Here is a 12,361-nt window from a genome sequence, read left to right as displayed (position 1 = left end):
AGAGACCCTGGCATGACCGATCCTAAGGTATTTTACCGCGAGCTGGATGCCCTGCTCGCCAAGATCCGCTTGGTGGCCGCTGGAGAGCAACTCCTTCCTTCGATTCTGCAGGAACTGGCGGAGAACTTTCATCAACGGCTGCATATTGCCAATGCCCGCTATTATCTGCTGCTGGATGACACCTTTGTCCTGCAATATCCTCAGGATGGGGCGAGGGTGTTCAGTTATGCCGAGGAACTTGAGGTTGAATCCGAGGTCGTGCAACTCGCTTCGCGCAATCGCAGCTATATCTATGATTCCGATTTCCTCAACAGCCAGTTTTTCAGTGCACCCAAGCCGGACTATCCCTTTCATGCCGCTATCTGGGTGCACAGTCCGGAGCGGCAGTGGCTGGTGATCTTTGAACTGGAATCGGGATGGGAGCGGGAGGAGATCAACTTGTTCCTCAACAGCGTGCGCACCAGTCTCAATTACCGCTTTTTCTCAGATGCCATCGGGGTGCGGCTGGAGCAGGCGGTCGAGATCCAGAAAAGCCTGCTGCCACAAAAGTCCCCGAAGATCAGCGGTTATGACATTTCCGGATTCAGTCAGCCCGCGGAACTGGTTGGCGGCGACCTTTTCGATTATTTTGAACTGAAGGATGGAACCCTGGGGGTTTCCATCGGTGACGTCAGCGGTCATGGACTGCCTGCCGCGCTGCTCATGCGCGATGTGGTGATCGGTCTGCGCATGGGACTGTCGATGGAACTGCGCACGGTGCATACGGTAAAAACCCTCAACCGGGTGATCCTGCGTAGCACCTATGCCGCCAATTATGTCTCGCTTTTCGTGACCGAGATGGAGGGGGACGGGCATCTTTTTTTCGTCAACGCCGGACATCCCGGCCCCTTGCTGGTGCATGGTCAATCAGTGAAGCGATTGGCGGCCACCGGCACCACGCTGGGATTCCTACCGGAGATCGATCTGCATCGTGATTATGCCCACCTCAAACCCGGCGGCGTGCTGGTGCTGTACAGCGATGGCATCACCGAACGGCAAAATTCGGAAGGCGAGATGTTCGGCCTGGAACGGCTGACCGAGTGGATCATCGCAAATCAGCATCTCGATGCCAATACCCTCCTCCATAGGACCTTTGCGCACGTCTATGAGTTTGGTCATTCGGCCGCCTGGGACGATGACGTCACCCTGGTGGTCATCAAGAGGCGCTGAACCATGGCTTCGCTGCTGATCGTGAATATCGGGGAGACTGTTTCTGCAACGGCCGCGCCGGCGCGCGGCGCAGCGATGCGTGCGCTGGAATGCCATCGGAATGCAGCGATCCATATCCAGGGGGGGATCATCCGGGCCATCGGACCACGCACGGCGGTCGAACGTCAAATAACGGATGATCCGGTTCTGCTCGATGCCGAAGGTGGGGCAGTCCTTCCCGGATTCGTCGACAGCCATACCCATCTTCTCTTCGCCGGACGGCGTGAGGACGAATTCGACCTGAAGCTTGCCGGGGCGAGTTATCAGGAGATCACCGCGGCGGGCGGCGGGATCATCAGCACAGTAGCGGCGACGCGCCGAGCGACCAGCGCAGAACTTGTGGAAATTGGCCTCGGCTATTTGGCCGCTGCATTGCGGCAGGGCACTACCACCTTGGAGATTAAAAGCGGTTATGGCCTCGATCTCGAGCATGAGATCAAACTGCTGGAGGTCATCGCCGAACTCGGCCGGCGCCAGCCAGTCGAGGTGGTGCCGACTTTTATGGGGGCCCATGCGGTTCCCCCGGGCGTCTCGTTGCAGGAGCAGACGGAGCGCCTTCTCGCCATGCTGCCACGGCTGAGAGGGATGGCGGAGTTCTGTGACGCCTTTTGCGAGGTGGGCTATTTTGGAATCGAAGAGACGCGGGCTATTTTCACGGCCGCACGTAAAGCGGGCATGGGGCTCAGGCTGCACGCTGCGCAGTTCACCAACGCCGGCGCGGTGCAGCTGGCCCTTGAGATGAGCGCGCGTTCGGTCGATCATCTGGAGCAGATCGGCCCTGAGGAGATCAGCCTGCTGGCGGAGGCGGAATGCTGCGCCACCCTGCTGCCCGGGGTCTCTTTTTTCATGCACTATGGTTATCCGCCCGCACGGGCGTTGATTGACCAGGGCGCTGTTGTCGCCATCGCCACCAACTTCAATCCCGGCACCTGCATGTGCCTCAATCTACAACTTATCTTCGCAATCGCCTGCACTCAGATGCGGATGACCACTGCGGAGGCCCTTACCGCACTCACAGCCAATGCCGCCTGGTCGCTCGCCAGGCCGCAGATAGGGCGGTTGCTCCCCGGCATGCAAGCCGATTTACTCCTGCTCGATGCTCCCAACTACCGCATCATTCCCTATTTTTTTGGCGAGAATCATGTCAGAATGGTGGTGAAAAAGGGTGAGGTGGTCATTGGTTGAGCCGCCGGAACGCTACCGCACCTTTTCGCGGTTTCTGCGCGAACGCTACGGTGGAAAAGTGTGGAAGATCCCGGTGGATGCCGGATTTTCCTGCCCCAACCGGGACGGCACCCGGGGCCATGACGGCTGCACCTTTTGTCGCCAGGAGAGCTTCAACCCGATGCCCTCGCGGCAGGCTATCGAGGTGGCGGCACAGATCGAAGCGGGCATCCGCCTGGCGCGGCAGCGATTCGGCATCGACAAGTTCATCGTCTATTTTCAGACCGCAAGCAATACCCATGCCCCGGTAGCAACGCTGAACAGGCTCTTTGAGCAGGCCATTGCCTTTCCCGGTGTGGTCGGGCTCGATATTTCAACCCGCCCCGACTGCCTCGGGCCGGAAATCCTGGAACTGCTCGCCGGGTTTGCAGCCCGTACTGATCTTTGGGTTGAGGTGGGATTGCAGAGCATCCATGACCGCACGCTGTCAATAATTCATCGCGGTCATACCTATCAGGAGTATTTAGATGCGGTTGGTGCCCTGCAGCGCCTGCCGGTGCGGATCTGTACCCATCTCATCCTCGGTCTGCCCGGGGAGGATGCGGAGATGATGCGGCAGACAGCGACAGCCGTGGCCCGTGTACCGATCCACGAAATTAAACTGCACCCCTTGCTCATCCTCGAAGGGACAGCCATGGCGGCTGCGCTGCAGGAGGGCCGAGTCGAGCCTCTCTCATTGGAAGACTACGCCGCGCTGGTGGTTGATTTCATCGAACGAATGCCGGAGGATCGGGTTTTGCAGCGGATGACGGCGGAGGCACCGGCTGGGATGTTGATAGCGCCGCGCTGGGCGCTGGAAAAGCATCAGGTGCGCCGGGCTGTCAATGTAGAGCTGGTCAAACGGGGTAGCCGGCAGGGATGCCGGTTTCATCAGAAGGCGCTTTCGTAGCGCTCCTTGAAGGTCTTGATGCTTGCGCAGACGGCGTCGGCGATGCCAAGGTGAAAGGCCCGGCTCCCCAGCAGTTTTTCGTCGGCTTTATTGGAGATGAAGGCGGTTTCGAGAAGAACGTTGGGCATGGAGGTCCCGTGCAGGACGTAAAATCCGGCCTGGCGCACCCCGAATCCGTCCGCAGCCTGGCGCGATTTCAGCTCGCGATCGAGGAGGGCGGCAAATTCTTCGCTCTCCTTATTGTAGCTGTTCTGGGCGTTGGCCGCCAGGATGAAAGAGGTTTCTGAGAGGTTGGCGTATTTGCTGTTGGCATCCTCGAATTTGATTACCGAGTTTTCAAATTGGGCCACACGCCGCGCCTCCTCGGTCTTGGCGGGACCCATAAAGTAGACGGTATGACCCCGCAAGCTTTTCTTGGGATTGGAATCGGCGTGGATGCTGATGAAGAGCTTGCCGCCCGCGCGATTGGCGATATTGCCGCGTTCTTCGAGAGGGATAAATCTGTCGGCGTCACGGGTCATGATGACCTTGATCTTGAGGTCGCGCTCGATTTTGTTGCGGATCTCCCGAGCGATCTTGAGGGTGAAATCCTTTTCCCGGGTGCCATCCGCTCCTAAGGCTCCGGGATCCCGGCCGCCATGGCCGGGATCGATAACGATCAGATCGATCTTCCACTTTTCCCGTTCCTTGTCCAGTTCATCCAGCAGCGCTGCCGGCACCTCCGCATGGGTGCGCAGGGCGATCTGTATCTCCGGCGGCGATGCACTCACCTTGACTTCCCGCTCCTTCACCTTTTTCAGCAACCGAAAGCCCAGTCGCGCTGTATCCCGTGAAAGCTGAATCGTGCTGATGCGGTCGATGGTCCGGGTGTTTTTACGCGCTGCAGCGGGCTTGAAGCTGGCGATGGTACCGCCGTAGAGGTCCGCATAAAGCCAGCCATTGCTCTCGCTGATGAAAAGGTTCGATTCCTGGATCGGCTGGTCGAGTCCGATGCGGATCAAGGTGCCGTTTTCCATATCATCGATCTGGATGGCGGCGACACCCCGGGCCGATTTGGTGATCCAGATGGTGGCCTGTGCGGGATCATACTCGAGAACGAAGGGCAAGGCGGTGCGAATGAGATCGAGGAAGTAATCGATCGGGGCATAATATTCGCCATCGATGATCAGGGCAGCAACGGGCATTTGCCGCCACTGCGCTCCGACGCGAATGAAGGGATTGATGGCATGGACGATGACGGGGTTATGGGGAATTTGCAGGATGAACTGCTTGCGCGCGGAATCGACCTCGTACGGAAGCTGCAGGGTCTCCGCGAAGGGACGCAATGGAATAAATTCATAACGGCCAGCCTGAATGGTAGCGAGGCGGTTCGTCACGGCTCGGGATTGCCGTTCCTTGATCACCACCTCCCGGCCCTCGAGGGAGGTCGTGAGAATGAGGAAAAGGGTCGCTCCAATCCACAGGAGGAGGCGCCATCCGGTTGTCAGGTCAGGCCCGGGCTGCATGCGAGGTCGTTCAATCCTTGATCTTCTTGCTGTGCTTGAGCAGTGTCTTTTTTTCTTCTCTGGTAAGGGACTCATAGCCAACTTCATTTATCCGGTCGAGGAGGCGATCGATCTCCTCCCGTTGGGCTTTTTCCCTGGTGCGGGACCGGTTTTTTGCAGCCATCTGCCGCCATTCACGGCGTTTGCGCCATTCGAACCGGGTTGCACTAAGGGCCGGCAGGCTGCGGAGCAGCAAGAATCCCGTGAGGGCCCCGCCAAGGTGAGCCAAGTGCGCAACGCCGTCGTTGAGGCCGAAGAGGCTGCTCTCGATGCCTGAAAAGATCGAAATGCCGATGAAAAGGGCCACCAGATACTTCGCCCGCAGGGTAACCGGTAGGATGAAAAAGAGCAACAGGGTGACCGACCGTTCCGGGAAGAACAGAGCGAAGGCAACCAGTATCCCGTAGATCGCTCCGGAAGCGCCAATTACGGGATCGGCGATGAAGAAGAGATGGCATACCCCGGCGCCGATCCCACAGAGCAGATAATAAGCCGCAAACTTTTTGCTGCCGAGCATCCGCTCCACGTCACAGCCGAATATCCACAGTGTGAAAAGATTGAAGAGCAGATGCCAAAGACTGCCGTGTAAAAACTGATAGGTGATGAGTTGCCACAGCTGGAGGTCCGGCCAGATCGAAGTGCGGTGGAGGGCAACCGCCGCAATCAGGAGCGAACTCCCGCCCGAATACCGGAAAAACAGTTGCGCGAGATAGACTACCGCATTGACAATCAGCAGCGTGCGAACCATCGGCGTCATCGCCTGGTTCAGACCGAATGATACTCTTCTCTCGATCATCAGAACAGGGCATCCGTGACGAACAAGGTGATGGCGCTCTCTGCAGCCTGACGGATCATTGTAGATCGATCAGGACGCCGATGCGCAGGCCGAGGCCCGAAAGATTCACCCGCTCGAATATCGGCAAGCCCGCTTCACTTTTGGTCACTTCACTGCTCACTTCGCTGCTGTTGTAAAAGAGGTCCGCGACCAGGGTGGAACGGGAACCAATCTCCGAATAAAGGCCGGCGCCGAGCTGCCAGCAAATCCCGCCGAATCGGCGATTTGAGCTGATGTCCTTGAGGTAATTGTTGTATTTGCTCCAGAGAAAGGTATAGCCGATATTGCCGCGGACCGTGTAGCCTGTGTAGCGCGCGAGCGGCACCTTGGCGCCGATTTCCAGGGTCACGGGCATAGCCCAATCGGAGATCTCCAGCTCGGTGATGTAAGTTTTGACGTTGCGATCGGGCCGGGATTGTTCCGCGACGGGCTTTTCGTCACGGTAAATCTTGTGCCAGATATCGATGCCGAGGCCGATGGTCACCGACTCATCGACAGAGGTGCCCAGGGTGCAACCCGCCAGCATGCCCCCTTCCGGATCCTTGGGATTGAGATAGCCGGCGTGAATGCCGAGCTTGCTTTTGATATTCTGACGGTAGCTATCCTGGCTGCGGCGCTGCGCGATGCCGGGTACGGCCGTCAGCAGGGCGAGGGCGACGATCCATCCTGCATAAAGGTTTTTGGCTTGCATCTTTTGCCTCCTTGTCAAACCCGACCAACCGAGAAACAATCCGGGCCTCTCCAGCCGGAGAGAGGGTTTCTCATTGAACGATCAAACAACCAATAAAGTTGCCTGCAGGGCCGCGGGGCGAATCATGCCACCGGCCAGACGGCCTGCAGCAGCGCAGCGATCTGTTCCAGCCCGGCGGCATCCTGCTCGTCAAAGGCGGCGAGGCTTTCGCTGTCCACATCAAGCACAGCCCGCAGGGCGCCTACCTTGTCGTAAACCGGAACGACGATCTCGGACCTGGAGCGGGTATCGCAGGCCACATGTCCGGGGAACTCGTGCACGTCCGGGACCAGGATGGTCTGCTCGCGGGCGGCCGAGGCCGCGCAGACGCCCTTGTCTCGTGCCAGTTTGACGCAGGCTGGCGGACCCTGAAAAGGGCCGAGGAGCAGATACTCCTCCCGGACGAAATAGAATCCCACCCAAAAGAAGGCGGGAAAGTACTCCTTGAGAATAGCGGCCGTATTGGCCAGCGTGGCGACGGGATCGACGTGGCGTTCGACTTGGGCGCGCACCCGCTTGGCCACCCATTTGTAGGCTTCGCGCTTCTCCATGGAATCAGGAATCGAGGCCCAGCACCTTGCGGGTATGCGGGATCAGTCCGCCGTCATTGAAAATGCCGATGACCGCTTCTGGAAGGGGGGGAAAATGGTAGAGGCCAGACTGGCATTGAATGGTGCCCACGCCAAGGTCGATTTCGATGACCTCACCCGCAATGAAGAGGCCGGCCGATTCTGGCAGGGTCAGGGCGGGGAGACCCGCATTGATGCAATTGCGAAAATAGAGCCGGGAAAAGGAACGCGCGACGACTGCACCGACACCGGCATATTTCAAACAAAAGGCGGCTTGCTCGCGCGAGCTGCCACAGCCGAAGTTCTTGCCCGCCACAACGATATCGTTGGGCTGAACCTTTTTGGCGAACTCCGCGTCGAGATCCTCCATGGCGATTTTCGCCATCTCCGCAGGATCGGTTACGGTATAGGTGTATTTACCGGGAAAGATGACATCGGTGTTGACATCATCACCATATTTCCACACCCGGCCGACGATTTTTGCCATTACTGCTCTCCTTATAGACGCTCACGAAAATCGCTGATCTCGCCGGTGAGGGCACTGACAGCGGCGGTGAGAGGACTACACAGATAGATTTCGGAATCCTTGCAGCCGAAACGGCCCTTGAAATTGCGGTTCGAGGTGCTCAAGACGCGCTCGCCGGGGGCGAGAATCCCCTCGTGGTTGCCCATGCAGGGGCCGCAGCCCGAGTTGACGATCGTCGCGCCGGCTTCGGCGAGAATCTGAATGTAGCCTTTGGCGAGGGCTTCGAGCAGGACCTGGCGGGAAGCGGGGATGACGATCATCCGGCAGGAGGGATGGACCCGCTTGCCTTTCATGACCCCGGCGACGATCTCAAAATCCTCGATGCGGGCGTTGGTGCAGGAGCCGAAGAAGACCTGGTCGATTTTGGTCCCCTTAACCGCGGAGACCGGTTTGACGTTGTCCACACTATGCGGGCAGGCGATCAGAGGCTCGAGATCGCTGACATCGAATTCGTGGACGCTCTCCATCTCGGCATCCGGATCGGAGGCGACGACAGTGAAGGGTGCGCGCGCGCGCCCTTTGAGAAAGGCCAGGGTCTTGTCATCCGGCTCCATATAGCCGTTTTTGGCCCCGAATTCGACCGCCATGTTGGTCAGCACCATACGGCTCGAGACGCTCATCGCCGCGATGGCGGGCCCAGCGAACCAGACCGATTTGTAAAGCCCGCCGTCAGCGCTGAGATCGCCTATAATTTTGAGCATCACATCCTTAGATGAGATCCCCTTCGGCAGGTTGCCCTTGACCACAATCTTCATGGTCTCTGGGACGCGCAACCAGATTTTGCCGGTGGCGAAGATCACCGCCATCTCGCTGCGGCCGATGCCGGTGGCCAAGGCTCCGAAGGCTCCGTAGGTGGTGGAGTGGGAATCGCTGCCCACCATAAGATAGCCGGGAAGGGCAAAGCCCTCTTCGGGCAGGACCTGGTGGCAGATGCCGCGATCGATGTCAAAAAAGTGCGGAATGCCCTGTTCTGCTACGAAGGCGCGGATATCCTTGTGGTTCTGGGCGAATTTTTCGTTGGCCGCTGGCACGCAATGGTCAAGTACGATGACGTGCCGCTTGGGATCGTCGATTTTGGCTACGCCGATCTCCTTGAAGGTTTTGGAAATCGCCGCGGTGTTGTCGTGGCTCATGGCAATATCGGGCTTGACTTCGACGATCTCGCCTGGGACGACGTTCTTACCCGCTTTTAGTCCAAGAATTTTTTCGGCAAATGTTTTTCCCATAGCTCCTCATCCGCCTTTGGATGCTGATACAGATATAATTATCGTAAAAGTAATCAAAAATGTGCATGAATACAAGCGTTATTCCTGCTGGAAGGGAGATGATGTCCTCTGGGAATGGAAAGAAGGCCCCCGCAGCAACGGCGGAGGCCCGGGGCTAAAAAAGCGGCAGGGCGTAGAGTTCGCGCACCGGGGTCAATGCCGCGGTTGGCGGATTTGCACCACGTTGGAGGAGTAGATCGTCCTGGAGCGGCATTCCGCCTGGCTGAGAGGCAATCCGGATTTGCAGCCGCGATAGACCGGGACGACAAAGCGGACCATGGTGGCCTCGACCGCCAGCTGCACCGTTTCACGATAGACTGCACCGGCGGGCACCTCGCGCTCATAGCCCTCCCAGAAACAAAGGCGGAAGGGGTGGTCCACCCAGCCGGTATCCTTTTTGACGCTGTAATAGATGGGATTGCAGCCCTCCAGAAAGATGGGCTCTTCACTGTGGTTGTATAGGGTGACTGTGATCGAATCGCCCGGGGCGAGGGATTGCCGGTTCGTCACAATTTCGACGATGGATTGGTCCTTCTCCGGATCGACTAGGGAGTCGAAGAGATCGCATTGCGCCAGCAGCAGCGACACCAGCCCGGCAACAAAAAGGATGATTCTGGTTTGCATGGCTCTGTCCTTTCCGGGAGCACTCTGCGGTACTACATACATGGTGTTCCCGGGATTAAGGCCTTCTTGCGTGGTCATTTCATCAAAACCATCTTGCCGGTGCGGATGCCGGCAGAGGTTGTGAGCCGATAAAAGTAAACGCCGCTGCTCATCGCTTCCCCGCGGCCGTTGCGGCCGTCCCAGAGCATCCAGTGCTCGCCAGGTTTCAGGGGGCCCTGATAAAGCTGGCGCACCTGGCGTCCCAGCCGGTCGAAGATGGCGAGTGTGACTTGCATGGAGGAAGGAAGAGAAAAGTGGATGTTTGTCTCGGGATTGAAAGGATTGGGGTAATTGCCTAGAAGCTCGACCTTGTCAGGCAGGGTTCTAACAGCGATGCCGGTGTTCCGCACCGGCGGCAAGGTTATGTTCACCTCGTTAAGGCCGTTGACCGCGATCAAGGGCGTGGCGCTTTCCCGGCTGGCGGCGTTGCCGTTGAAGGTTGTGGCATAGCCGAGCTTGCCGGCCTGGAGATAATAGGGTCCACTGGCGATACCCAGAATCTCAAAATGGCCATTCTGGTCGGCGGTGGCCCAGCTGACCGGCTGACCGGCACTGTCCAGGAGGAAGACGGCGGCGCCGGCGACGCCCTGGCCGTTCTCGTCGGTGACGGTGCCGGAAAGGGTGGTGTTCAAGGCGTTGCGGCCGGCAGCGTCGCCTTCTTTCATGAAATACCAGGGATTGGCCTGGAGCGTGAAATCGATACCGCTGATTACCTGGCCCGCTTGGGCCTTAACCAGGACGGCTTCAGCCGGATCGAAGGTCTCCTTGTAGTATTGCAGCAAATGGCCTGGGGCGAAACTGCAGAGATAATACTCGCCATCGGGCAATCCCTTGAGGATGTAGCGGCCGTCGGGATCGGTGACGGCGGTGTAAAACCGCTCGGAATCGGGCCAGAGCTGAATGGTGACGGCGGGTTTGGCCATGACGACGGCGATCTCGGGAATATAGTTACCGAGGACCGCTTCGAGCCGGGCATTTCTGGCGCCGGCTCTGCCGCGCATGGAAACGAAACCATAGTCCGCGTGCACCTGACCTGAGATGGCCGCGGTGCCGTCCTGGTGCGGAGTCAGGACGAAGTCGGCCTCACTCTTGCGGCCGCCGATCACTTCAATCGGGGTGGCCTGCTCTTCCACAACAGCATCTGGATACCAGGCGAAGGCGCCATTGGCGTAGACCGAGAGCTTGTAGCTCCCCTCGGGGAGCGATTCGAAGACGAATGCGCCCTGGTCATCGGTGATCTGGTAATAAGGCCACCAGGCGAAACGGCGGATGGAGAGGTCGGCCGAATCTTGGCTGTAATTGACCTGCACATAAGCGCGTGGGATAGGCTGGCCGGTGAGTCCATCGATCACCGTGCCGACGATAGCGCCGTAGATCGGATGAACCCGCAGCGTAAAATCGATGTCGGAGCGGCTTTCGCCCTCTTGCAGTGTGATGGGCAGAGCCGATTCGAGAGCAGCGGCATCTTTGTACCAGCCCTGACCATAATTATCGCCCTCCCAATAGGTGGCGTAGGCAATATAACGCCCTGGAGAAAGGCGGTCGACCTTGTACAGGCCCATGCTATCGGTCGAAGTCCAGGCGTAAAAATAGCGTCCGGCGGCTGCATCGTATTCATTGTCCGCAGCGGTGATCTGGATATAGGCGTTGGCCAGCGCGCGGCCGTCGCTGCTGACGATACGGCCGCCGAGCGCAGCGGTGCCGGGCGTCAAAGGTAGGGTGAAATCAGCTTGCCAACTGGGATTCTCAGCGGAGATGGTGATAAATTTGGCACTCTCCATGCTCGTGGCATCCGGCCACCAGAGTTGCATGGATTCCCAGCCATTCTGTGCCCAGCAATAGGCGACGTAGATGCCATCCGGAACCGAGTCGATCTGATACTGCCCTTCGGCGTCCGTGATGGCATAGAGCCAGATCCAGTTCCAACGCGGGGCCTGGTCGGGTGCGGCCGTGACTTGAATGCCGGCACCGGCGATCGGATGGCCAAGGGCATCGACCACCTTGCCTGTGATACGGCCGCCCTTGGATGGCACTGGAAAGGTAAAGTCAATACCGCTGGTTTCGCTCCCTTCGTTCACAGTCACCGCTTTGGCCTCCGCCGGGGTGACTGCTTGAGGATACCAGAGGGTCTGGTTGAACCAGGGACTAGAGTAGTAGGCACGGATATAGTATTCGTTCGTCGGCAGATTGCTCACCAGGTAGTTGCCGTTTCCATCGGTGGAGGAAAATCCGATATCCATAAATTCGCTCTTCCCGGGATCGGGAGTGAAGAGCGTCGAGGCCACAATATTGACAAAAGCCAGGGGCAGGCCGTCCGATCCTTTAACCTGACCGCTGATAGCGCCGCCGTAGACGACGGTGCCCGGTTTCAATTCAAAGGTGAGGCCGCCGGTCACTTCGCCGGGACGAACCGTTACGGGAGTGGCCGCTGTCCAGTCTGCAACCCCCTTGTAGTATTGGGGCAGATAGCCCGGGGCTTCGGCGACGACGTAATAGTCGCCGGGGGCGAGGCTGTCGATGCGGAAGGTAAAGAGGCTGTCGACCTCGGCGCGTCCCTTGCCCCATTCCATGATCACAGGATCGTTGGTCCAGGCCGTGACCGAGGCGATGCCGATGAGGCTGGAATCGATGCCGGTGACGCGGCCGCTGATGGAGCCCTTTTCCGGGAGCAGGGTCGGGCTGCCGCTCGCATCCTGGGCCGCTAACCGGGATGGTGTGCCGGGAAGCAGAAGCAGCATGGCGGCGAGCATGCTGGTAATTATCAATGATCGTTTCATAACAGTACTCCCTGGTTTGGTGCAGAGGTCAGAGCTGCTTGGCCTGTCCTGCGCCGCACGGTGACGAAAGCGGTTGGCCAACTCCGGAATC

Annotated in this window: 11 protein-coding genes; 3 read left to right on the top strand and 8 right to left on the bottom strand. The window is 58.7% G+C overall.

The genetic code is table 11. From position 1 onward, the window contains the following. Positions 1-12 precede the first annotated feature (12 nt). The 3 genes from PLH32_01350 to PLH32_01340 are packed head-to-tail and all read left to right on the top strand — an operon-like array spanning position 13 to position 3,361. Entirely contained in the window at positions 13-1,209 is a 1,197-nt protein-coding gene (locus tag PLH32_01350; GenBank protein HQJ63235.1) for a PP2C family protein-serine/threonine phosphatase, read from the top strand. Between the two features lie 3 nt (positions 1,210-1,212). Further along, positions 1,213-2,433 (top strand): imidazolonepropionase, encoded by a 1,221-nt coding sequence (gene hutI, locus PLH32_01345; protein HQJ63234.1) that lies wholly within the window; start codon positions 1,213-1,215, stop codon positions 2,431-2,433. After that, positions 2,414-3,361: a TIGR01212 family radical SAM protein gene (locus tag PLH32_01340; GenBank protein ID HQJ63233.1), complete on the top strand. Its 948-nt coding sequence runs from the start codon at positions 2,414-2,416 to the stop codon at positions 3,359-3,361. Before hutI ends, PLH32_01340 begins: the two co-directional genes overlap by 20 nt. On the opposite strand, the gene PLH32_01335 is transcribed toward PLH32_01340, so the two are convergent. The 8 genes from PLH32_01335 to PLH32_01300 form a co-directional block, all read right to left on the bottom strand. Continuing rightward, positions 3,343-4,866 carry an N-acetylmuramoyl-L-alanine amidase gene (locus PLH32_01335; protein ID HQJ63232.1) on the bottom strand — a complete coding sequence of 508 codons (1,524 nt, stop codon included), beginning with the start codon at positions 4,864-4,866 and terminating at the stop codon, positions 3,343-3,345. The genes PLH32_01340 and PLH32_01335 overlap by 19 nt on opposite strands. A gap of 10 nt (positions 4,867-4,876) precedes the next feature. Next, entirely contained in the window at positions 4,877-5,701 is an 825-nt protein-coding gene (locus tag PLH32_01330; GenBank protein HQJ63231.1) for a rhomboid family intramembrane serine protease, read from the bottom strand. 55 nt (positions 5,702-5,756) lie between these two features. Further along, positions 5,757-6,431, bottom strand: coding sequence for a hypothetical protein (locus PLH32_01325; GenBank protein HQJ63230.1), 675 nt, complete (start codon positions 6,429-6,431; stop codon positions 5,757-5,759). A 122-nt stretch (positions 6,432-6,553) separates the two neighbouring features. Beyond that, positions 6,554-7,021: a GAF domain-containing protein gene (locus tag PLH32_01320; GenBank protein ID HQJ63229.1), complete on the bottom strand. Its 468-nt coding sequence runs from the start codon at positions 7,019-7,021 to the stop codon at positions 6,554-6,556. 4 nt (positions 7,022-7,025) lie between these two features. Beyond that, complete coding sequence (locus tag PLH32_01315; GenBank protein HQJ63228.1) at positions 7,026-7,526, bottom strand: 3-isopropylmalate dehydratase; 501 nt, start codon at positions 7,524-7,526, stop codon at positions 7,026-7,028. Between the two features lie 11 nt (positions 7,527-7,537). Further along, positions 7,538-8,791 (bottom strand): 3-isopropylmalate dehydratase large subunit, encoded by a 1,254-nt coding sequence (locus PLH32_01310; GenBank protein ID HQJ63227.1) that lies wholly within the window; start codon positions 8,789-8,791, stop codon positions 7,538-7,540. Positions 8,792-8,983: 192 nt separating this feature from the next. Further along, positions 8,984-9,454 carry a hypothetical protein gene (locus PLH32_01305; protein HQJ63226.1) on the bottom strand — a complete coding sequence of 157 codons (471 nt, stop codon included), beginning with the start codon at positions 9,452-9,454 and terminating at the stop codon, positions 8,984-8,986. A 74-nt stretch (positions 9,455-9,528) separates the two neighbouring features. Further along, positions 9,529-12,270, bottom strand: coding sequence for a carboxypeptidase regulatory-like domain-containing protein (locus PLH32_01300; GenBank protein ID HQJ63225.1), 2,742 nt, complete (start codon positions 12,268-12,270; stop codon positions 9,529-9,531). Between the last annotated feature and the right edge of the window lie 91 nt (positions 12,271-12,361).

The organism is bacterium (assembly GCA_035419245.1).
Taxonomy (GTDB): Bacteria; Zhuqueibacterota; Zhuqueibacteria; order Residuimicrobiales; family Residuimicrobiaceae; genus JAKPUX01.
Note: the sequence above shows the minus strand (reverse complement) of the source record. Positions and strands in the feature narration are given on the sequence as shown.